14 protein-coding genes are annotated in these 22,467 nt (G+C 69.8%); 10 read left to right on the forward strand and 4 right to left on the reverse strand.

Annotation, left to right across the window (positions count from 1 at the left end):
- Positions 1–23 precede the first annotated feature (23 nt).
- The 6 genes from AC0693_RS35070 to AC0693_RS35095 all read left to right on the forward strand — a co-directional run bounded on the left by AC0693_RS35070 (position 24) and on the right by AC0693_RS35095 (position 13,695).
- Positions 24–6,704, forward strand: coding sequence for an SDR family NAD(P)-dependent oxidoreductase (locus tag AC0693_RS35070; protein ID WP_478804089.1), 6,681 nt, complete (start codon positions 24–26; stop codon positions 6,702–6,704).
- Positions 6,701–8,959 carry a TIGR03617 family F420-dependent LLM class oxidoreductase gene (locus AC0693_RS35075; RefSeq protein ID WP_478804090.1) on the forward strand — a complete coding sequence of 753 codons (2,259 nt, stop codon included), beginning with the start codon at positions 6,701–6,703 and terminating at the stop codon, positions 8,957–8,959. The genes AC0693_RS35070 and AC0693_RS35075 overlap by 4 nt, the downstream gene beginning before the upstream one ends.
- Positions 8,960–9,120: 161 nt before the next feature.
- Complete coding sequence (locus AC0693_RS35080; protein WP_478804091.1) at positions 9,121–10,620, forward strand: hypothetical protein; 1,500 nt, start codon at positions 9,121–9,123, stop codon at positions 10,618–10,620.
- Positions 10,621–11,498: 878 nt separating this feature from the next.
- Positions 11,499–12,656 carry a chymotrypsin family serine protease gene (locus tag AC0693_RS35085; RefSeq protein ID WP_478804092.1) on the forward strand — a complete coding sequence of 386 codons (1,158 nt, stop codon included), beginning with the start codon at positions 11,499–11,501 and terminating at the stop codon, positions 12,654–12,656.
- Positions 12,657–12,705: 49 nt separating this feature from the next.
- Positions 12,706–13,161, forward strand: a complete 456-nt coding sequence (locus tag AC0693_RS35090; protein WP_478804093.1) for a hypothetical protein — start codon at positions 12,706–12,708, stop codon at positions 13,159–13,161.
- A gap of 99 nt (positions 13,162–13,260) precedes the next feature.
- The gene (locus tag AC0693_RS35095) at positions 13,261–13,695 is read left to right on the forward strand and encodes a hypothetical protein (RefSeq protein WP_478804094.1); all 435 of its coding nucleotides are present in this window, start codon (positions 13,261–13,263) and stop codon (positions 13,693–13,695) included.
- Positions 13,696–13,812: 117 nt separating this feature from the next.
- On the opposite strand, the gene AC0693_RS35100 is transcribed toward AC0693_RS35095, so the two are convergent.
- Entirely contained in the window at positions 13,813–14,184 is a 372-nt protein-coding gene (locus AC0693_RS35100) for a helicase associated domain-containing protein (protein WP_478804095.1), read from the reverse strand.
- A gap of 117 nt (positions 14,185–14,301) precedes the next feature.
- Between AC0693_RS35100 and AC0693_RS35105 the strand changes: the two genes are divergently transcribed.
- On the forward strand, positions 14,302–14,472 hold the full coding sequence (locus AC0693_RS35105; protein WP_478804096.1) for a hypothetical protein: 171 nt from the start codon (positions 14,302–14,304) through the stop codon (positions 14,470–14,472).
- Between the two features lie 204 nt (positions 14,473–14,676).
- On the opposite strand, the gene AC0693_RS35110 is transcribed toward AC0693_RS35105, so the two are convergent.
- Complete coding sequence (locus tag AC0693_RS35110; protein ID WP_478804097.1) at positions 14,677–16,251, reverse strand: IPT/TIG domain-containing protein; 1,575 nt, start codon at positions 16,249–16,251, stop codon at positions 14,677–14,679.
- A 678-nt stretch (positions 16,252–16,929) separates the two neighbouring features.
- On the opposite strand from AC0693_RS35110, the gene AC0693_RS35115 reads away from it, so the two are divergent.
- A complete protein-coding gene (locus tag AC0693_RS35115) occupies positions 16,930–17,427 on the forward strand; it encodes an RICIN domain-containing protein (RefSeq protein ID WP_478804098.1) in 498 nt (165 codons plus the stop codon).
- A 925-nt stretch (positions 17,428–18,352) separates the two neighbouring features.
- Here AC0693_RS35115 and AC0693_RS35120 read toward each other — a convergent pair.
- Both AC0693_RS35120 and AC0693_RS35125 read right to left on the reverse strand, forming a co-directional pair.
- Entirely contained in the window at positions 18,353–18,748 is a 396-nt protein-coding gene (locus AC0693_RS35120; RefSeq protein ID WP_478804099.1) for a hypothetical protein, read from the reverse strand.
- 337 nt (positions 18,749–19,085) lie between these two features.
- Positions 19,086–19,238, reverse strand: a complete 153-nt coding sequence (locus AC0693_RS35125) for a hypothetical protein (protein WP_478740836.1) — start codon at positions 19,236–19,238, stop codon at positions 19,086–19,088.
- 739 nt (positions 19,239–19,977) lie between these two features.
- Here AC0693_RS35125 and AC0693_RS35130 point away from each other — a divergent pair.
- Together AC0693_RS35130 and AC0693_RS35135 are read left to right on the forward strand one after the other, a co-directional pair.
- Entirely contained in the window at positions 19,978–20,163 is a 186-nt protein-coding gene (locus tag AC0693_RS35130) for a hypothetical protein (protein WP_478804153.1), read from the forward strand.
- A 99-nt stretch (positions 20,164–20,262) separates the two neighbouring features.
- Positions 20,263–21,702: a serine/threonine-protein kinase gene (locus tag AC0693_RS35135; RefSeq protein WP_478804100.1), complete on the forward strand. Its 1,440-nt coding sequence runs from the start codon at positions 20,263–20,265 to the stop codon at positions 21,700–21,702.
- Positions 21,703–22,467: the final 765 nt, after the last annotated feature.

Consider the following 22,467-nt stretch of genomic DNA (forward strand, 5'->3'; position numbering starts at 1 on the left):
TTCACCACTGCAAGGAGCTTCACGTGAGCGCACAGGATGGATCCGTTCCCGCATCGGTGTTCCGGCAGGCGCCCGCCAGTGCGGTGGCGATCGTGGGGATGAGCGGCCGTTTTCCCGGGGCCGCCGACCCTGATGCTTTCTGGGACTTGCTGGTGGAGGGACGCGAGGGTGTCACCGAAGCACCCGCCGACCGCTCCTGGATGCACGAGCTGCATGCCCCCGAGGCCCGCGTACCCGGCCGGGTGCCGACCAGCCGGGGCGGGTTCGTCGACGGCGTTGACCGCTTCGACCCCGCGTTCTTCGGCATGACGCCCCGAGAGGCGCACCGCGCCGACCCGCAGCTGAGACTGCTGCTCGAGTGCGCGTTCGAGGCCGCGCAGGACGGCGGTGTGCCCCTGGCCGAACTGGCCCGCCTGCGCACGGGCACCTACATCGGCGGCGTCTACGGAGATTACTGGCTGCGGCAGATCGGTGACCTCGGTGCGCTGGACTTCTACTCCGAGCTCGGATCTTCGGCCCGCGGGTCCCTCTCCGGCCGTCTGGCCTACGCCTTCGACCTTCGCGGGCCGGCCCTGTCCGTGGACACCGCCTGCTCCTCGTCGCTCACCTCGGTGCACCTGGCCTGCCAGGCACTGCGCGCCGGTGAGTGCGAACTCGCCCTCGCCGGCGGAACCAATCTCATCCTCGCCCCCTACAACACCGTCACCTTCGGCTGGGCGGGTGCACTGAGTGCGGACGGGCGCTGCAAGTTCGCCGACGCCTCGGCCGACGGGTACGTCCGCAGCGAGGCAGTCGGACTGGTCCTGCTGAAACCGCTGGGCCGGGCGCTGGCCGACGGAGACCGGATCAGGGCGGTCATCCTGGGCAGTGCCATCAACAACGACGGTATCTCCACGGGTAGCGGCATGGCCGCCCCCAGCATCGAGGGACAGATCGAGGCGATCTCCGCCGCCTACGCAGTGGCCGGGGTCGACCCCAAGCAGGTGGTCTTCGTGGAGGCGCACGGCACGGGGACCCCGGTCGGAGACAAGACGGAACTGACAGCGCTCTCACGCGTCCTGGGCCCGCGCGGGCGTGGTCGGTCGCGCTGCCTGACGGGGTCGGCCAAGGCCAACGTCGGTCACGCGGAAGGGGCCGCCGGGGTGGTAGGCCTGATCAAGGCCGTGCTGCAGATCGAAAACCGCTTGGTGGTGGGGAACCCGCAGCTCAAGCAGCTGACTTCGGCCGTGGACTGGGACACCTCGCCGCTGCGGGTTCCGGTCGCCAATACCGAGCTGCCCGAGGGCGACGGGCCGGTGCTCGCCGGGCTCAGCGGGTTCGGTGCCACCGGAACCAATGCCCACCTCGTGCTCCGCTCGGGCCCCGTCGGCGCACCCCGGCGTGTCGAGGCTTCGGGCCGTGCACAGGTGCTGACCGTCTCCGCCCGTTCCAGGACCGCGCTGCACCAGCTTCTGCAGAGCTACCACGACCTGCTGCGATCCCCGCAGGCCCCCTCGCTGGACGCCTTGTGTGCTGCCGCGGCGACCCGACGCGACCACTTCGGCCACCGTGCGGCCATCGTCGCCGACTCGCCCGAGACGATGGCGGCGGGTGTGCGAGACGCGCTGGCCGGACGCCAGCGGGCCGGTATCTCGGTGAGCCCCCACACGGCAACGCAGAAGCCCAGGGTGGTGTTCGTGTTCCCCGGCCAGGGCGCGCAGAGCGTCGGCATGGCGCGCGAACTGCTTGCCGCCAGCAGCCCCTTCCGGGAGGCGCTGGAGCGCTGCGACGAGGCCATCACCCGTCAGGCCGGCTGGTCGGTGCTGAAGGTGCTCGGCACGGACGACCCCGGCTGGCTGGAGCGTACGGACCGGGTCCAGCCCCTCTTGTGGGCCGTGGGCGTGGCGCTCGGTGAACTGTGGCGGTCCTGGGGGATCGAACCCGATGCCGTGATCGGCCAGAGCCAGGGCGAGATCGCCGCCGCCCACTGCGCGGGCGCACTGTCCCTGGAGGACGCCGCGCGGATCACCTGCCTGCGCTCCGAGCTGATCGCCCGGGAAGCACCCCGAGGTGCGATGGCCTGGGTCGAACAGAGCCCTGCGGACATCCCCGCCCTGCTGGAGACCATCGGTGCTCCGGCGGCCGGAGCCGGACTCGCCGTCGCGGAAAGCCCGCTGTCCTGCGTTCTCTCCGGTACGGAAGAGGAGATCGCCGCCGTACTCGAAGGATGCGAACTGCTCGGCATCGGCTGCCAGCGGGTGAACGTCGCCTACGCCGCCCACAGCCCCAGGATCGACCCGCTGCGCCGACAGCTCCTTGACGGGCTTGCGGGCCTGACCCCGCGGATGGGCACGATCCCGTTCATCTCCACCGTCACGGGCGCCGAGGTGCCCGGCACCGTCCTGGACGGCGACTACTGGTGGCGCAATCTGCGCGAGCCGGTGCGCCTGGACCACGTGGTGCGCGGCCAGGCGAACGCGGGACCGGTCGTGTTCTTGCAGATGGCCCCGCACCCGGTGCTGGCCGCACCCTTGCGGCACAGCGCGGACGCCGCAGCAGCGGACAAGGAGGATGCGCAGGCCGGCGGAGTGCTGGTCCTGGAATCGCTGCGTCGAGGTCGTCCGGAACTCGCCTCACTGTACGGATCGCTGGCCGCGCTCTACGTCGCGGGTGCCGAAGTCGACTGGGCCACCGTGCACGCCCGGGCCGGCCGCCCGGTCGTCTCCCTGCCGCGCTACCCCTGGCAGCGCGCCAGTTACTGGCACCAGGCCGAAAGTTTCGCCTGGCCCGCGGTCGGATCAGCACCCACGGCAGCAAGCCGCCCGCAGCCGCAGGTCGCCGTGCACCCCCTGCTCGGACAGGAACAGCCGGACAGCGGGGACAACCGCAGGACGTGGGCGGGAACACTGCCACTGGACGGAGACTGCCGGTACCTGCTCGATCACCGGGTTGCAGGCCATTCCGTCCTGCCGGGGACAGCGTTCCTCGAACTGGGGCTGGCGGCAACCGAACGGATCGGCTCCACGGCAACCGAGCTGCTCGACATCCGCTTCGAGGAGATCCTGCTGCTCGACGAGGACGGCGGCAACCGCACCGAACTGCGCGTCGAGGCCCAGCACACGGACGACGGAACACGGCTGCGGATCGACAGCCGCCCCGGTCCGGACAACCAGTGGACCCTCCACGCCCGCGCCACAGTGCCCCGCGCCACAGTGCCCGTCGAGCACAGTGCCGGTGCCCCCGTATCCGCCGACCTCGGAGCCATTCGCCGACGCTGCCCCGAACAGATCTCCGGCACGGACTTCTACCGCGCCCAGGAAGCCCTGGGCAACAGCTGGCGCGGCGCCTTCCAAGGCGTCGAGACCCTGTGGGCGGGCGACGCAGAGACGCTGGCCCACCTTCGCCCCGCCCCCCAGGGCAGCGAGCAGTACGTACTGCACCCGGCCGCCTTGGACGCCTGCCTGCACGTGGTCGCCGCCCTCCTGCCCACCGAAGCCGGGCGCAACGCCCGAGGATTCGTCCTTCAGGGCATCGACCGGGTCAGGGCACACCGCCCCCGCCACGCTGCGGACCGGCTGTGGAGCCACGGCCGGCTCGCCCCGCCAGGACCGGACGGCGCGGTGCGGGCCGACATCGAAGTCCGGGACGGCGAAGGAGCACTGGTCGCCGAACTCACCGGCGTCCAGGCCCGGTTGCTGCAGGCCGACACCCCTGCCCCCGCACCCGGAACGAGCACCCCGGACTCCCACCGCTCCTGGCTGCACACAGTGGAATGGGAGAACGTACCCGTACCCGTACCTGTACCCGTACCCGTACCCGCTCCCGTCAGCGGCGCCGCCCACGGCCACTGGCTCCTGCTGCACGGCGGCACCGACCTGGACTCCACGCTGGAGCGGCACCTCCTCTCCGGCGGAGCCACAGTGACCAGCGTGCGGCACGGCACCCGCTTCACCGCCGAGGCACCGGGACGCTTCCGGGCCGCGCCCGCCTCGCAGCCGGACCTGGTCCGCGCCCTGCGGGAGGCCTGCGCACGCGCACCCCTCAGCGGTGTGATCAGCCTCTGGGCACCCGGCACAGACACGCCTGGCGACGCGACACCGGCCGCCATCCAGTCGGCCGTGGCCCAGGGCTGCGTCCAACTGGCGACTCTGGCCCGTGCACTGCGGGAGTTGCGCCTCCCCGCCCCGCTCCGGCTCTGCGTGGTCACCGCAGGCGCCACGCGCATCACAGGGGACCGGGAGCCGCCACGGCCCGCGCAAGCGGCGCTGGACGCATTCACCCGGGTGCTGGCCCGGGAAGAGGCAGGGCTACAGGTCCTGACGGTGGACCTGGACCCCGGCGGCCACCAAGAACCAGCAGCGCTGGCCGCCGCCCTGCTCGACCCCGGCAACGAGAACCGGCTGGCCCTGCGCTCGGGCCGCCGCTACGCACCCCGGCTGCACCGCGGACCCGTACCAGCACCCGACCGCACCACCTCGGATGCCGTGACCGCACTCAACACGCAGGGAGGCATCGACGGCCTCCAGCTGGTGCCCGCCCAGCGTACTGAACCAGGACCCGGCCAGATCGAAATCGAGGTCTCCTACTCCGGCCTGAACTACCGCGACGTGCTCACCGCGGTCGGCGCCCTGAGCGGCCCACAGCACACACCGCCCCGCCTGGGCCTTGAATGCTCCGGCACCGTCACCCGGCTCGGCCACGGGGTGGAGAGCCTGTCCGTCGGCGACCGGGTACACGCCTACGCACAGCCCGCGATGCGCTCGCACGTGATCACCGACGCGCGCCTGGCCGTGCGCACCCCCCAGTGCCTGAGCCCAGCCGAAGCAGGAGCGCTGCCCCTGGCCCACGGCACCGCGCACCACAGCCTGGTGGACCTCGCCCAGCTCAAGCCCGGCGAGCGCGTCCTGATTCACTCCGCCACCGGCGGCGTCGGCCTGGCCGCACTGCACATCGCCCGCGCACGGGGCGCCACCGTCTGGGCCACCGCGGGCACCGCGGCCAAGCGTGAACTTCTCCTCCAACTGGGCGCCGCCAAGGTCACCGACTCCCGCAGCACAGGATTTGCCGACGAGCTGCGCGAGCCGGGTGAACGCGGTGGCGTCGACGTCATCCTCAACACACTGGTCGGCGAGGCCGTCGACGCCAACTTCTCCCTGCTCAACCCCTTCGGACGCTACATCGACCTGGCATGGAACGACATGGCCGAGGGACGCACCCTGTCCATGTCCGTGTTCACCGGCAGCCGTTCCTACCTGCCCGTCAACCTCCTCGACCTCTACCACCACGCACCCGAACGCCTCGGCGAAGTGCTGCGCGCGGTCACCGGCCAGGTCGCCCGGACCGAGCTGCCCGCACCCACGGTCCGGGTCTTCCCGGCCCAGGAAGCGGCCCACGCCTTCTCCGTCATGGCCAGGTCAGGGCACGCCGGCAAACTCGTGCTCTCCTTCCCCCCGCCGCCTCCCACCCCTCCTACCGCGCGGCAGACCATCCGGCCCGACGCGACCTACCTGATCACCGGTGGCCTGTCCGGCATCGGCGCCCAACTCGCCCAGTGGCTGGCCGACCAGGGCGCCCGGCACCTGCTGCTGACCGGCCGCTCACCCGAACCCACCGACAGCAGCCTGCTGACCCGGCTGCGCCACAGCGGCGCACACGTCCAGTACGCCGCCGTGGACGCTGCTGACGAGGAGGCCATGGCCGCCCTCCTGCACCGGCTTACAGCCGAGGGCAGGCCCCCCGTGCGGGGGGTCGTCCATTCGGCAGGCGTCCTGGACCCCGCGCCGGCCCACAGCCTCAGCCGTGACGAGATCGAGGCCACGCTCCACCCCAAAGTCGCCGGGAGCTGGGCCCTGCACCGCCTCTTCAACGGCGCTCAGGCCGGCGAACTGGACTTCTTCGTCCTGTTCTCCTCAGCCGTCTCCGTCCTGGCAGGACTCACCGCGGGCGCACAACTCGCCGCCTACGCGGCGGGCAACGCCTTCCTCGACGCGCTCACCACCCACCGCCGCATGACCGGGCTGCCCGCGACCGTCGCCAACTGGGGATACTGGACCCAGACCGGCCTGGCCGCCCGCCTCAGCGAGCAAAGCGGCCACGACGTGCGCCCCTCGGGCATGGGCGCGATCCGCACACAGGACGCACCGGCTGTATTCACCCTGATGCTCGACGCGTCCGCGGCCACGCCCGACGGCCAGGTGGTGTGCCTCCCCGCCGACTGGGCCGCCTACGTCCACAGCTACCCGGCAGACGCCGACAGCCCCCTCCTGCGCAACGTCCTCGCCACCCCGCAGCCACAGCCCACGCCGACCGCACCCACTACACCGGCCGCGCCGACCGCACCGGCCGCACCCGCGGCACCGGCAGCAGACGCGCAGCGGCAGGCGCCCATCGAATCTCTCACCTCGCAGCCAGCCGAACCACCCCGCCCGCTAGCCGCGCCGACCGACGCCCCACCCCCCGCCGGCAACGACCACGACACCACCGAACAATTCATGATCACGGCGCTGGCCGCGATCATGGGCCTCATCCCCCAGGACATCGATCCAGCCCTGCCCATGAACCGGATCGGAATGGACTCCCTGATGGCCGCCGAACTGCGGGGCAGGCTGCGCAGGGAGCGCCGGCTCGACGTACCCGTCTCCCAACTGCTCGGCACCGGCAGCCTGCGATCCATCGCCGCCTCCGTCACGGCGACGGAAACCGCCGGGGGAGGAAGCGGCCAATGACCACCACCGTGGACACCGGATGCGCGCGCGGCCCCGCGCCCCGGGCGGTCCTCCTCACCGGCGCCACCGGAAGCCTCGGCGGCCAACTCGCCCTCGAACTCGTGCGCCGCACCCCGGCCACGCTCTACTGCCTGGTCCGAGCCAGCGACCAGAGTCAAGCAGCCATCAGACTTCGCCGGCGGCTCCTGCCGCTCACAGGCCCCGACTACCCGGCGGAGCGACTGATCGCCGTCCACGGTGACCTCGCCGCCCCGAACCTGGGGTTGTCGGAACTGGACCGCAACGCCCTCGCGGCCACGGTGGACACCATCCACCACTGCGGCGCCTCGGTCCACCTGGCCGCCCCTTACGAGGAACTCGCGGCCGAGAACGCCGACGGCACCCGCACCCTGATCGACTTCGCCCAGCACTGCACCACGACCAGAGGCAGGCCCGTACGGTTCATCCACATCTCGACCCTGGCGACCATTTTCCCCGTTCCGCCCCACACACAGGGGCCCAAGCCCCTCGACGAGTCGACTCCGCCGTCGTACGAGATCCTGCCCGGCCTCGGCTACCCGCGCAGCAAGGCCGAGGCGGAAGACGCGGTACGGGCCGCTCACGGCCGAGGCCTGACACTGACCGTCATGCGCCCCGGACTGATCTACGGCCACTCACGCACCGGCCGCACCTCCGCATCCGACATGATGGTGCCACTGCTGCGTGCCGCCGTCGCCCTCGGCGCTCTGCCGACCGGAACGGGAACCGTGCCCGCCGACGCCGTCGACACCGTTGCCCGAGCCATCGTGGCGCTGAGCCTGCGCCAGGACGCCCCGGGACGTACCTTCCACCTGGTCCGCGCCTCCCCGCTTCCCCTCGACGACGTCCTCGCCGCGCTCCCGCGCGCGGGCTACACACTGGAACGTGTCCCTGTCGCACGCTGGTGGCAGCAGGTCGAGGACAGGGCCACCGAACCCGAAATCCATCCACTCGCCTGCCTGGGCGAAGTCGCCGCCCGCATGGTGGAAGCCGACCCCGACTACCGCTCGGCCCCAGTGCGCTCCGACGTGACCCGGGCGGCCCTCGCCCAGTGCGGAGAACCCGAAGAACCCCTTGACGCCGGGACCTTCGACCGCCTGGTCGCGGCACTCATCGCCGACGGCACGCTGCCCAAGCCACCGAAGCACCACCGCGCACCGTCGGCTGGCAGCACCCGGCTGCGCATCGACGCCCTCATGCCCTCGAACGTCTTCGACGACTGCGTCACCTCCGCCCACCAAGCCGCGGCCGTCTGCGAAGCCGCCGGCTACGGCGCCTTCTGGCTGACGGAACAAGGCCACGACCCGCTCCTGCTCCTGGGCCGGGCCGCCGCACAGACCTCCACCATCAGTCTGGGAACAGCGGCCACCGTGGCACTCGCCCGCAGCCCCATGACCCTGGCCACCACCGCCAACGACCTCCAAGCAGCCTCCCAGGGACGTCTCCTCCTGGGGCTCGGCACCCAGATCCCCAGCCACCTCGCCAACCGATTCGCCATGCCCCACGACCATCTGAGGCCGCGGCTGAGGGAGTACGTCGCCGCCCTGCGCGCGATCTGGGCCTGCTGGAACGAAGGCGAGCCGCTCGACTTCCGCGGCACGTACTACACCCACACGCTGATGACGCCCTACTTCTCCCCACCGCCCCACCCCTACGGCCCGCCGCCCATCCTGCTGGCCGGCGTCGGCCCCCGCATCGCCACGATGGCCGGCGAGATCGCAGACGGACTCATCCCCCCGCCCTTCGCCTCCCGCCGCTACATCGCCGACCAACTCATCCCCGCGCTGGAACAGGGACTGACAACCGCGGGCCGCAACCGGACAGACCTCACCATCACGATGTTCCCCGTGGTGGCCACCTGGAACACGCCGTCGGAACAGACCAGGGCGGAGGACGCCGTACGCCGGCAACTCGCCTTCTGGTGCAGCCCCTCCACCTACCGGCCCATGATGGACAGCGAAGGCTTCGGCGACCTCAACGACAAGCTCAACGCCCTCAGCCTTTCCCGTGACCCCGAACGCTGGGAAAGGATGAGCGACCTGATCACCGACGAGGTCCTGCACACCCTCGCCATCGTCGCGCCCGCCCACGAGATCGGCCCGGCCCTGCACCAACGCTTCGCCGGCCTCGTCGACCGCGTCAGCGTCTTGCCTCCGCACGGCCCCATGGCCACCCTGTGGCACCCCGGCAACATCAATCTCGCCGCAGCCGACCCCCACATCCGCACCCCTGACTGAACGGGTTCCGGCACGGGTCCCGTAGCGAGGCCCGTCGCCCGCCGACTGGGCTGTTCGGATGACATCGAGGCTGTGGGGCTTTGGGGAACGTCTGGGATCGGAATTCCAGTAGTTATGCGCGTCCTGTCGAATGGGGTGTGCCTGGGCGACGGGAGTCGTACATGTCGGCGAGTATCAGGCGGGTATCGGCGGCGCGGGTGGTGGCGCGTGCTGTGGCGGCGAGCGTGGTGGGGCTGTCGCCGGTGCTGTGGGCCGGGGTGGCGCATGCGGCGCTGCCGCCGGGTTGCACGGGCACAGTGACGGCCGGCCCGGATGTGATCACGTGTACCGACGGGGTCCCGCAGGGCCAGGTGATCAACAGCCTGGGCGGGAACGACCGGATCACCGTGACCGGGCGGGTGGCCGGAGAGATCAACACCGGTGGCGGCGACGACACCGTCACGATCACCGGCAAGTCCGCAGCCGTGGTTTTGGAGCGGGACGGGGTGTCGGGCGCCGTGTACGGCGGTGCGGGTAAGGACACCATCACCGTCACTGGGGGCGTCGGCACGGGCACCCAGATCTTCGGAGGCCGGGCTGTGGATGACAGCGGCCTTGTCCACGGCGGTGACGGCGACGACACGCTCACCCTGACCGGCGGGAACGGCAGCCCCGAGCCCGGCGCAGGTGCTAAGGCTGGGGAGGGTGTAGCGGGGCAGGTGCGGGGCGGGGCAGGCGCGGACCGCATCACCGTCCGCGGCGGCAACGCCGGCCCCACCGGGAATGGAGGGGACGGTGTGGCCTCGGGGGCCGATGCGATTCCCTCAGGCGCGGTGCACGGCGGGGACCCGGGCCTGGCCTCCCTGCTGGATGCCGGAGACGGCGCAGACATCATCAAGATCACCGGCGGCAACGGCGGAGACGCCGCCACCGGTGGTGAAACCGGCAGCGCCGGCCATGGTGGAGCTGCCTCGGACGGAGTGGTGTCGGGTGGAGCACGCGGGGACACCATCACGCTCACCGGCGGCAACGGCGGCGCCACGTCCGGGACCGGCAAGGCGGGAGCGGCCGGCGCGGGGGCAGGAGGTGTGGTGGCAGGCGGTGATCCCGGGCTGGGACTGCTGACCTTCGAGGGGGATGACACCATCACCATCACCGGCGGCAGCGGCGGCACCAGCTCCAGCCCCCTCTTCCCTGACCAGGGCGGCGGGCTTGGGCTGGGAGGAACGGTGCGCGGGGACGGGGGTGACGACCGCATCACCATTACGGGCGGCAACGGCTCCACCACAAGCGACGCCGGAGTAGGCGTTGACGCTGTGGTTGGCCCGGAGGGACCCGCGGACTCAGTGGAAGGCGGTGCTGGTGCGGACAGGATCATTCTCAACGCAGGTGAGGGCAAGACCGATGACGTCGTCGCGGTAAACGACGCCAGTATCCGCGGTGGTGGGGAGCTGCTGGGCGGGCTGATCGAGGGCAACGACACCATCACTGTCGGAAGCGCCGACCACCCCGACCGCGGCAAGTCCGCTCATTCCCGCTTCGCCGGCGACGCCGGCAGTGACACCATCACCCTCTACGGCCAAGCCGTAGACGTCAGGGTCGACGGCGGCACCGGCAACGACACCTGCGGTAAGGAAAGCACTGGCGCCATCTTCCAGGACTGCAACACCGTCATTCCCTAGCATCCCCCAACGGCCCATCCAGCACCGTGCGAAGGGCCGTGTCCACCTCCTGATCGAGTACGCCGCCGATGCTGACCAGGACTGGATTGCCGCAGCTCGACTGTGATCAATGTGTTCTCCGAGCGCTACACCGATGCAACCGTGCTCGCGGTCCACCATCCTGCGTGCTGCTGCCCGAGGTCGCTGGTGCGGACGCGCTCTGACCGGGTGCATCCGCACCACCGTCCCAGCGCGTCAGCACCCCATTTCGGCCGGAGGGGGTGTGCAATGGCCGTGCAGCGGCTCGGATCGCTTCCAGCCTCCTGGCTTGTTGGCCGCGCGTGGGTTCGGCTACCGTCACACGTCGCCACCCGCCCCGGCCGGCAGCACCCCGGCTACGCGCCCGTCGCTCCGCGACGGCGCATCCGAATCCCGGACAGGCGCACCGGCTGACTGATCACACCGTGGCCATGGGGTGCTTCGTCTGAGGGCCAGAGCGCGCTTTCGCCGTTCGGGGTCAAGGCTGGCAGAGCACCATGAAATGCGTATCTACTGCCGCACGCCTTGACCTGGTGGACGGGTGGCCATAGACCTGTCGTACCGGCCGGGTCAGGGGGAGATCCGCCGGACCGTACATATGACGGGGATGGCGGACGCCGCGATCGTTCAGTGGTCCAGCGGGTCAGCCGCCTCATGGGAGCCGGTGATTCAGTCAGCGGCCCACACCAGTCGGATCCGGCGCCGAGGGGCGCGAACAGCGGACCGACGACATGGCCCCGAGGGCATCACGGTGCGACGGTTCGCGGACGCGCGGACGATGGCACCGGCGCGAAGGCACTGCCACGCGCCGCCCGGGGCCGTACGCGATGCGCGTACGAGCGAGAGAAGAGGTGGTCGGCGTGAGCCGACCCGACATGATGCGAGGACCCACCGGCGGGCAGGTGAGCGACAGCTCACGCCGCCAGGCACTCGCCGACTTCCTGCACCCGCAGGCTCCGATGGCCAACATCGTCGGCTTCGGCCACGGCGTGAAGTGGACCGGCGGACAGCCGACCGGCGAGAGCGCGCTGCTGGTCTTCGTGAACCAGAAGGTTCCCGAGTCGATGCTCCCCGAACGGGACATCGTACCACGCCAGATGGACGACGGCACCCCGACTGACGTGGTCGCGGTCGGCCACGTCTTCGCCCAGCGCGCCCAGCAGCCGCGCCGGACGAGGCCCGAGCAGGCGGACTTCGCCTACCAGGCCGACGGCAGTGCCCGCGAACAGTCGACGCAGCTCGCACAGCCGATGCTCCAAGAGGGCTACGGCATCGGATCGTTCGAGCCGCAGCTGCTCAGGCGCAAGATGCGCCCGTGCCCGTCCGGCTTCTCGGTCGGCAACGTACGTGTGACGGCGGGCACGCTCGGCAGCGTCGTGTACGACTTCCTGCCCGGCGCCTCCACCGACCCGCCCGGCCCCGGACTCGGCACCCCCGCGCGGTTCTACGTCCTCAGCAACAACCACGTCCTCGCGGACTCCAACCAGGCACCCGCAGGAAGCCCCATCGTCCAGCCGGGCACCTTCGACGGCGGCCAGGACCCGGCCGACCGGATCGCGACACTGGACCGGTTCATCACCATCCAGTTCGCCCCGCAGATCCCGCTGGACCGGCACAACAACATCGTGGACGCGGCACTCGGCGCCGTCGAATTCCAGGACGCCACCCGGGACCAGTACTTCAGCGGCGTGCCCAGGGCCTGGCGCCGCAAGGCCAACGTCGCCGTGGGCGACCTCGTCCGCAAGACCGGCAGGACGACGAACATCACCTTCGGCCGGATCATCTCGGTCGATGCGACCATCGACGTGAACTACGGGGCGGCGGGCACCGCGCGCTTCAAGGACCAGATCCTGACGACCAACATCTCCGCCGGAGGCGACTCCGGCTCCCTGGTCACCTCCCAGGACGGCGTCGCCCTCGGGCTGCTCTTCGCAGGTTCCCAGGTCATCACCGTGGCCAACCACATCGAGAACGTCCGGACCCTGCTGCGCGTAGAGATCGCCGAGCAACTCGCCTGACAAGAAGGATCCCCGGCTCACCGCCGGCGATCCGGAGGGGACTTCCCGCATGACCGTTCACGCACAGAAGACGTCGAAGGGCCGGCAGCAGGCCGCCCGCGAACACCGGTTCCTGAATGCGCAAGGGGCCGAGGTCAAGACCCGCGACGAGGCGTTCGCCGCGGTCCAGGAGATCTCGGCGGAGGCAGTCCAGGCCAATGCGAAGCTCCAACTACACAATGGCCAGGTCACGTTCGAGATGGAGCTGACGTACAACCCGAACACCTACCCGTACGTGGTGACGGGTGGCCGGATCACCTCGGGCATCTGCGGCGCTCCGTGGGACATCACCGGCGGCTCCTTCGGGGAACAGCTGAGACTGGAGGCCACACGGTCGGGGCCGGGCTCGTGCGCCGACTCCATCACCGTCGTCGGCGAGTACCAGAACCCGCCGTCCTACCGTGGGACGTACGGGTTCCAGGGAGCCTCGTCCACGTTCAAGCACACGACGCGGTACGAGTGCTGACCCCGCGCGGAGAATGACGCGGAAGAACGTCCGCCCCCTGCCCGTCCGGCCCGGATCCCCGGGCCGGACGGGCAGGGGCCGAACCTATGGTCACTACCCATGCTGACCACCGACGCTCTCAGATGGCTTGCCGCTCCGGAGCGGGATACCAAATTGGTTCGCCAGCTGTACAGCTTCCTGGACGACGCCCGCCTCGCTTACGACCGCCGCCCGACCGTCGTACTACCCCGCGGGGCCAAAGTCCGACCCACCGCACGCGTCAACATGCCCGAACGCCCAATCCTGGTTCAGGCCGTCGGCGGTTCTGAGCAGGGCCTGGAACACGCGCTCTCTCTTGTCCAACGCATCGAGCGCGCAGATTACGCCTTCGATCAGCGCCTGGTGCTCCTCAACGGAAACCCTCAAGCGTGGCCGGCAGACCATCTCGACCTTCTCGCCGACCACACCCCCGTAGGTTTTTCCGAGCGCATGGACCAGGTCAGCAGCTTTCTCAAAACTGGAACTCCGCTTGAGCGTCCGTTGACGCTGGGATGAGACGACCAGACACAGTCTTCCCACCCCACAACCCAGCAGGAGGATCCCGAGACCGGTTCGGGACCCTCCTGCACTTCGTTGACCGTCAATTCAACGACCACGATCGGTGCCTCACGCTCAGGGCACACCGAGTTCCCGCAGTGTGTCCAACTGGTCGGCGGTGAGCTTGTCGCTTCTGGCTCGGCTGTTGGAGATCCATACGCCGAGCCGTACAGCTACCGGCTCGCTCTCGCCTTCGATGGTGGTCGGTTCGGTGTGTCCGCGGAGCACCGGCCGGGCGCCTTCGCGCTCGACCCACTGGGTGAGTGCCGCGAGCCCTCGATGGAATGCCTGCTCCGCCTTGGAGATCCCCGGGCGCATCGCGGTCGGGGCGGGGGACGGTGCCTGGGTTGGTTGGATGCCGAGTCTGGTCAGCCGTTCCTGTTGCTCGGCCGAGAGCTGCGCCAGGTGTGGGCTGCTTCTGTTGCTGGAGCCACCGTCCGAGGTCATCGCCGTCCATCAGCACGCCGGGGGCGATGTCGGGCAGCTGCCCATCGGCGTCGACCAGGTCGGCCAGAGTGCGGCCAGGCGACCGTCGATTACAAGGCGCACGGCGGCCTGACCACGGTGGACCTCTACTCCACCCGCGACGTTGCCCTGCTCCCGGTGGCCCGGCCGTTGGTGGACTGGCGGGCCGTGCGCCGGACCGCGCCCGGCCGCCGCTTGCTGCTGGCCAACCTCACACCGGTGGCGCCGGACCAGGACGTGGTGCTGCTGGCGGGTGGCTGTGTTCGGTGACTACCGACTCCACCTGGAGGGTCGGTTCTGACTCCGCAGGGCCGTGGGCGGCAGGTGTGAGGTGGCTTCCCCTCTCGTGACTGTCCGTTGCGATTTACGGGGGCCTCGGTTGTCTGGGGATGTTCAGGCACGTTCGCTGTGAATCCGGGCAGGGCAGGGCCCGGGGATCGTTTTTCCCCGGGCCCCGTGTGCTGTCGGGCGGTGTCAGGTGCAGGTGATGAGAAGTGAGGTGTTGACGGTGCAGTTGCGGGTGGCGCTGTCGTTGGCGGCGTTGAGGTCGACGGGTGCGCTGTTGGTGCGGACCGCGGTGACGGTGTAGGGGTTGCCGAAGGTGAGCAGGCCGATGGGGGCGGAGAAGTGGCGGGTGGTGCTGGTGCCGCTGGCGAGGGTGGTCAGGGTGCAGGTGACCTTGCCGGAGGTGGGGGTGCAGTCGCTGCTGGTGGCGGTCATGGGGGTGGGCAGGGTGGCGGTGACGGTGGCCGAGGTCAGGGTGGAGGGGCCGTTGTTGGTGAGGGTGAGGGTGTAGTCGATGTGGCCCAGCAGTCCGGGCACGCCCACGGCCGTGAGCGCGACGGAGAGGTCGGCGGCGGCGTAGGTGAAGTGGTCGGCCGCGCTGGTGGCGCTGGTGCCGCCGGGAGTGGTGACCCGCACGTCCACAGTGCCTGCGGTCCCGGGCGGGGCGGTGGCGGCGCAGGAGGTGTCGGTGCAGGTGACGGCGGTGGCCGGGGTGCCGCCGAAGGTGACGGCGGTTGCGCCGGTGAAGTTCGTGCCGGTGACGGTCACCGCGGTGCCGCCGGTGGCCGGGCCGGTGGCCGGGCTGACGGAGGTGACGGTGGGCGCGTCCTGGGTGAAGACGAACACGATGGAGCCGTCGCCCGCGTTGTAGCCGTCGGTCAGCGTCGAAACGGCCCCGGGGAAGGTGCTGGTGATCAGGCTGGAGCCGCCGCCGCCGCTGCCGCCGGAGGCACCGACGACCGCGCCGCCCGAGCCGTAGCCGACGCCGCCAGAGCCGCCTCCGCTGCCCGAGCCGTAGCCTGCTCCGCCGGAGCCGCCGATGCCGGCCTGGGCGTAGGAGGCGCCCCCGTTGCCGCCGCCGGCGTTGGGGAAGGAGCCGGCGCCGCCCGCGCCGCCCGGGCCCAGCCCGCTGCCGCCCGCACCGCCCGCGCCGCCCGCGGTCGCGGTTCCGGCGCCGCCCGCGGCGCCGCCGCCGACCACGCCCGGGATATCGATGCCCGCAGTTCCCGCGCTGCCGCTGTCGCCGCCGGGGACGCTGGGCTGCGAGGGCGGTTCGGGTGAGGGAGCACTGGCGCTGCCGCCGGATCCGGCGGTCAGCAGCGGGGTGCCGGTGTCGGTGGTCACGGCCACCAGGCCGCCGCCGCTCGAGGGGAGGTACCTACTGGGGGGATAGAACTGTCCGTCGTTGCCCTTGGCGCCGACCGTCAGGTTCAGGACCTGGCCGGGGGTGACGGCCAGGGTCGCGTTGACCAGGGCGCCCTTGCCTCCGGGCACCGTGCCCCAGCCTCCTCCGCCGGCACCCTGCAGGGTGACGGCGACGGAGGTGACGTCGGCCGGCACGGTGACGCTTCCCGTACCGGTGGGGCCGCAGGTGATGGTGGTGGTGGCACCGGACACCATCGGGTCAGCACACGATCCCGCAGCACTGGCGGGTGTGGCCATGGCCACCAGTCCCGTCAGTGCCAGAGCGCCAGTGACGGTCAGCGCGGCCAGCCGCCGACGCCTGCTCGGCAACGGGTGGCGTAACTGGGTGGTCGACGACATCGAAGATCAATCCCTCCGTCGTCCGCACCACGACGGCGAGGACCGGAGGTCCCCAGCAGACCGGCAGTGGTGCGGTCGTACGGGACCACCCGCACCACGAACCGCCGCGGTACGGGCATGCCCCTCGCGCACCACCGCGGCCGATCACGACCACGACAGCCCCGGACACGCACTGCGCCCCAACACCCGGACGCCGCCAAGTGATTCCAATGCCACCTTCCCAGCACCGCACCGCCCATCGGGCCATAACAGCGGGATGCGACGGACGCCGGAGGTGCTTTCAGCCAATCCGGCAGCGACAAGCATGTCCTTACCCGGGCCGGCGTCAGCGCCCTCCCGCCCCACTTCTGCGGCGTCGTCCGCTCCTGTGCCGAGTTGGCGGCTGGCCGGGGGAGCGGGGCACGGCCGCGGGTTCCTCGGCGGCGGCTTGCGGTACCTCGGCCGGCTGTGGGCTGTGCGGGGGAGTGGCGAGGCGGTGGGCCGGTGCCCAGGGCGTGACGTTCGGGCATGCGCTCAGTTTCCCCAGCCGGGGTACGACCTGGGAGCGGCCGCAGCCGCAGAACGACCCCCGTTCGAGTGGAGGGCAGCGGCCCCGGAACCTGAGGAAAGACGGTTGGCTCGAAGAGCATGATCAGTTATGATCGGGATAAATTTGTTCAATAACGGGGGATTGAGTTCATGAATAAGCGTTCTGTGGTTCTTTTCAGTTCCCTTGTCGCGGCTATTGCGCTGACAGTAATTCCTGCATCGCCGGCCTCTGCGGCCGGCGGCTTCACTGGCGAAATCAGGAACGGCAACAGCGCCAAATGCCTTGAGATCGCTGACTGGAGCACCGCTAACGGTGCTGTTGCGCGGCAGTGGACTTGTACTGGTGGTGCTAACCAGAAGTGGAATTACGACCTCGGGACTGGATACATTAAAAACCAGTACAGCGGTATGTGCCTTGAGATCGCTGACTGGAGTACTGCTAACGGTGCTGTTGCTCGCCAGTGGAGCTGCTCTGGTGGTGCTAACCAGAAGTGGGACTACGTTTTCAACATGAATAACACTCCGTTCTTTGAGTTTGTCAACCAGTACAGTGGCCGATACCTTGAGGTCGCTGACTGGAGCACCGCTAACGGTGCTGGTGCTCGGCAGTGGGGATCCACCGGTGGAGCCAACCAGAAGTGGTTCTAGTAGAGATGTGATCCGCGCTGTGATTCCGCTAGGGTCCTGGAGGCGAAGCCGGAAGGACCTTGGGTAGGGGAGCGAAGCGGACTCACCCAACGAACCAACGGTCCGGACCTCGTGAAACGGAGTCAACTCCCGCCGCAAGCCGGCGGTTCGGGGCCGAGCGAAGTCGGCCCCGAACCCTGTCCGAGGCGAAGCGCAGGACTCCGGCCCGAAGGGCCGACCCTCAAGATCCGCCCCTGCCCAGGCCCCGCCCCGTACGGGAGTCCTGGCTGCCCTGAGTCGGACATCGTCTTCGTGCCGGATGGCACACCGGTGCATTTGTGGTGCTGGACCGATAGCAGCGCCCCCCCGCTGGCTACCCGCCGTCGGCCAAGCGCTGGTTCTACGTCAACCATGACGGCGTCCGTCGGCCGTCGGCACACGGTCCGGGAATCCGGGTCGTCGGCCGGCTCATGATTATGCTGTATCCGGACAGAATTGTTCGCTCGATCGGCCGTAGAGAGTTAGAGTTAGGAGGGGCTCGGCCAAAACCCGCCCCACCGAGACGGTGTCTCGTGCCGCACCTCCATCCGCCACGGCGATCCGGCTCCCGACACAAGCTCCGTCATCGGCATCAGCTGAGGCGTCCCGACGATCCCGCCGAGTGCTCATTGGGGCAGATGGCGGGTTTCCTTGACGTGACCGGAGCGACTATCGAGGAGCGGGTCGAGGGCACGCTCCTGGCCACAAGCCGGGGGCTTTACGGCCTGGGTGGGCGGGCGCTGTACGGGCTTGCCGAAGCCGATCCGGGCGGGGTGTTTCTCTGGGACGGTGGCACCTTGATCAATGGCGGGACGGGGCTGGCTGGTGTGGGCGGGGGAGGCGGGCGATGCGTGAACGTAAGGAAACCGGCAGAAGGTAGCGAAAGGTAGGGGTGCGTCCGCATGTGTTATCCCTGCAGTTGCGGGCGGGCACTGCCGAGCTCGCTCCTGGCCGCCTCCACGAAAGCAAGGCGGCATTCGCGCTTGGTGGGTGCCTGGCCGCTGGCCGCTACGTCGCGGACGATCTGGTGTAGTGCCTCGGTGTAGCGACGCGCGGCTTGAGCGACTTGATGCAAGCAGACCAGTTCAACGGCCTTTTCTGCGAGCCACAATGCGTGGAGGATCTGGTCTTGGGGTTCATCCGTAGTCGGCAGGCCCAAGCTCCTGCGATCCAGCAACAGCTCAACCTTCTGTGCGGCGGCCAGGAATATCAGGATGACGTCCTTACGCTCTGCCCGCTCGGTCTCCAGTCGGCGGTGCAGGTCGCGCCGTGTCTCCACGCGAGTCGACAGGTGCTGTCCCACGAGTGTGCCCATGGTTCCCAGCAGGACCCCGACCAAGGCCAGTACCGTTCCCCCACTGACTCCGTCCACAGCGTCCAGACTGACTCACTCCGGCGCGCAGGTCCAGGACTTGTAAGAGACTGGCCGCCGTTCGCCGACGCCTGGGTTGCGGTCCTGACCTGACGGCAGTGGCCGGAGTCCGGTTTCCGAGGGGCCACGCATGGTCGTGGTCTGGACCGGCGGCGGGGGCTTGAGCGTGCGGTCGGCATCCGATCAGGCGGCAGGTTGCGCTCGCCGGAGTCACGGCGGTGCCGATGGCCGCCGTGGCCCGGGGGACGGCGGCGCCCCGGTCGGTTCGTCAGGAAGTGGTGTGGTCGGTGTTGGTGTTCGGGTTGCGGAGTTTGGCCTGGATCTTCTTGGCTGTGTACCCGGCCCGGCTGATGAGGGCCGCGGCCAGGGTGTTGCCGAGGAGGTCGTGGCCGAGGAAGGCGTACAGCGTGGACAGCGTCATGGTCTTCTCCCTGTCGCTCCCCGCTACACGAAGCAGTAGCACTGCTCTCTCTCCACCGGTGCAAGTGGAGGACGTCCTGGCCCGATCCACGCTGGCGTACGGCACCCGCCCCGTCCACAAGTCCGCGGGCGTTCACCTGGGATGGGATCCGCGCTGGCCTACCCTGCGCCTCTCGCCCGACAATTCCGACTGCCAGCGCCAACGAGTACCGGAGGCTGTCACGGGTCGTCGGTGCCCAGCCCCGGGCTGCCCTCCGACGGCCCACGGGCGGCCCGGGTGAATCAGCTCGTTCGGCGGCGAGCCTGTACGCTCTTCCGCTTCAATGTCCGCTATGGAACTCCGAGAGAAGTACCCGTGGAAAGCCGAGCATCACAGGGTCGGCACGGCTTCCGCACGGGGTGAGTGCACCTGGGGAGCCCCCTGCTCCCAACCCCCGGTGTGGAGCGTGCGGGTCAGCGACCCGAGCGGTGACAGCTGGTGGGCCGCATGCCAGGATCACACCGCGGCATCCACGGTGCTTTCGCCCGGCGCCACCAGCTAGCCTGTTACGGGGGAGCTCGGCGCCGTTCACTCGCACCGGCCGGGTTCGAGCGGATGCCGCCGCGCTGCTGCGCCAAGTCGTGGTGCCTCGTGATCGCAGGAGCGCCCGCCACTGGGGCCGGTATCGCCATGTACGTCCTTCCCGGACCCGGCTTCCCCTTCCTGGCCACCGGCCGCCGAAGAGGTAATCAGAGGTGACGTGTCGACGGCCCGCAAGACACTGGCCGCAGTGGTGGCCCTTGCCTCGATCGCCCGCTCGATCCAGCAGATCAGGAAACAGGCCCACGGCATGGCCACGAAGACAACTGACTCGATTGCTGGCGACTTCCGGGCCACGTATGACGTCGACGGTTTGATCAGGACCGAGAAACTGCCCGGCGGCTGACGTCTCAACGTCACCGAGGACTCCACCCGCTTCCGCTCCTGGACGACCGAGAACAGCAACGGCTCTCCCAGCACGGGCGGGTCGCATAACGTGATCTGCATGCACAGGGGGATGGCGTTAGCGGGCCGCTACCAGCTCGACAGCCGGTTGGGGCAGGGCGGCATGGGAGAGGTGTGGGCGGCGTCCGATCTGCGGCTGCGTCGTACCGTTGCCATCAAGATGGTGCTGGCTGCGCACCTGCGTGATGACCGGCTCGCCGACCAGGTCCTGGCCCGCTTCCGCCGTGAAGGCGAGGCAGCCGCCCGGCTGAACCACCGCAACATCGCCGTCGTCCACGACCTCGGTGAGCACCGGGAGACGAGAGACGACGGGCAGGTGGACGTCTCTCCGTTCCTCGTCATGGAGTTTCTGGAAGGGCGTGACCTCGCGACGGTCCTGCGCGAGGACCACCCCGGCGGGCTTCCCCTGGAGAAGGTACTGGAGTACGGCGCACAGGTGTGCGACGGGCTGGCCGCCGCCCACGCGCGGAACATCGTCCACCGCGACATCAAACCGTCCAACCTCATGCTGCTCGACGACGGAACCGTCAAGATCTGTGACTTCGGGATCGCCCAGATCCAGGACGGCACGCTCGGCCTGACCACGACCGGAGCGCTCCTCGGCAGCCCTCTCTACATGGCCCCCGAGCAGCTCGGCGGACAGCCACCGACGCACTCAGCCGACCTGTACGCCCTGGGCGCCAGTCTGTACGAACTCCTCACAGGGCGCGCCCTGTTCACAGCGGACTCCGCGTACGCCGTCATCGCCATGCACCTGTCCACCATTCCCGAACCGCCCAGCACCCGCCAGCCCACCATTCCCCCTGGCATCGACGCCCTCGTCACCTCCCTCCTCGCCAAAGATCCCGCCGACCGCCCCTGCACTGCCAAGGACGTCGCCGCACTCCTGCGCTCCGCCCGCCTTGCCCAGGAGGATGCCGATGAACCCCTGCGGCGGGCTCGGGACCGGGCCGGGCAGGTACGCAAAGCCCCCGCGGGAGAGGGCCCGAACATGCCGGGCGCTGGCGGCTCGAGCAGATCGCGGTGGCGGCAGGGCGAGGGCTTGGCTCTACGGCCGGCATTGCGTCCCCTGGTCACGGCGGTCGCGGTGGCCGGGCTGGCGACGATCTTGATCCTGACGGGAGACTCCATCCTCGGCACACCGGGCGATTGCCGGGCCAAAGCTGCCGAGCAGCTCAGCCCCCGAGCAGGACTCGAAGGCCCCGCTGTCATCCAGCAGGCCGCCTTCGCCCTCAAGCCCGAGGCCATCATCCTCTTTCAGCCCGACGCTGTGAGGCCGGCCCGCGGCTGGCCCACCGCCCCCGCCGCAAGCTACACGCCCCAAATCCCGCCCACACCGACCGCCGAGCCGACCCCGAGCCCCACACCCACCCCCAGCCTCTCGCCGACACCGACACCGACACCGACACCGACACCGACACCGACCACATCACCCACTCACGACAAGCACGACCCCTGCGCCCCACAGGTCACCCCCTAAACCATGAGCCGGACGCAACCTGAAAACACGCCAGCCTGTCGCCGACCCACTCCCGCTCGCCTTGCTCGACGAGCTGAGCGTGCAGGTGCTCGGCGCTCGCCTCCGCCCCCGGGGCGGCGTCCGTGCTGGCGCGTGACCCTCTTCCTCCCTGGCCGGGGCGGGTCGGTCCAATGAGCGGCGGTGGTGTAACCGGTGCGGTAGCTGAGGTCAGATTCGGTGCGTGCTGGGCTGGGTGCATGAGCCCGGCGGTCGGTACCGAGGATGATGCGCTGCTCCCGCCCCTGGAGACAGGGGCCGACCGTGTCCGCGGAGCGCCCGGGCGCTACCACGGCCTCCAGCGGTCGCCTCCGCAGTTGGATGATGCCGCGTCGGATCCGGTCACTGACCTGTTCCGGGATCTCCATAGCCAACGATTGGTACTGGAACCGCAGGACCGCTATTGGCCGAAAATCGGTGGGGTGCACGGCTCTCTGCTGTCGCCACCCACCGACCTGTCAGCGCGTGGGCTGCGAGGTGCCAGACCCCAGCCGTGTAGTCGAACCCGGTGCCGTTTGCTCCGTGTGGTGATCCTCTTGAAGTGGAGTTGATGCTCGCGCAGGCCGCGGAGTCGGTGCCGGCCCCAGCTGCGCTGCGTGCGGGGGTGGCTTACGAGCAGAAGCGGGAGGGCCTATATGAACAAACAACCGAAGAGCGGATTTATATTCGACTTTCAATCAATCTCGTCAGAAGTCTGACAATCGTCTAGAAGTGGTGGGAAGCTGCACG

Source organism: Streptomyces sp. NPDC043876, from assembly GCF_056435825.1.

Bases quoted from the DNA above. Each gene is read 5' to 3' on its own strand.
- AC0693_RS35075 (WP_478804090.1), top strand. From the start codon at position 6,701: ATGACCACCACCGTGGACACCGGATGCGCGCGCGGCCCCGCGCCCCGG.
- AC0693_RS35080 (WP_478804091.1), top strand. From the start codon at position 9,121: ATGTCGGCGAGTATCAGGCGGGTATCGGCGGCGCGGGTGGTGGCGCGT.
- AC0693_RS35090 (WP_478804093.1), top strand. From the start codon at position 12,706: ATGACCGTTCACGCACAGAAGACGTCGAAGGGCCGGCAGCAGGCCGCC.
- AC0693_RS35095 (WP_478804094.1), top strand. From the start codon at position 13,261: ATGCTGACCACCGACGCTCTCAGATGGCTTGCCGCTCCGGAGCGGGAT.
- AC0693_RS35100 (WP_478804095.1), bottom strand. From the start codon at position 14,184: ATGACCTCGGACGGTGGCTCCAGCAACAGAAGCAGCCCACACCTGGCG.
- AC0693_RS35110 (WP_478804097.1), bottom strand. From the start codon at position 16,251: ATGTCGTCGACCACCCAGTTACGCCACCCGTTGCCGAGCAGGCGTCGG.
- AC0693_RS35115 (WP_478804098.1), top strand. From the start codon at position 16,930: ATGAATAAGCGTTCTGTGGTTCTTTTCAGTTCCCTTGTCGCGGCTATT.
- AC0693_RS35125 (WP_478740836.1), bottom strand. From the start codon at position 19,238: ATGACGCTGTCCACGCTGTACGCCTTCCTCGGCCACGACCTCCTCGGC.
- AC0693_RS35135 (WP_478804100.1), top strand. From the start codon at position 20,263: ATGCACAGGGGGATGGCGTTAGCGGGCCGCTACCAGCTCGACAGCCGG.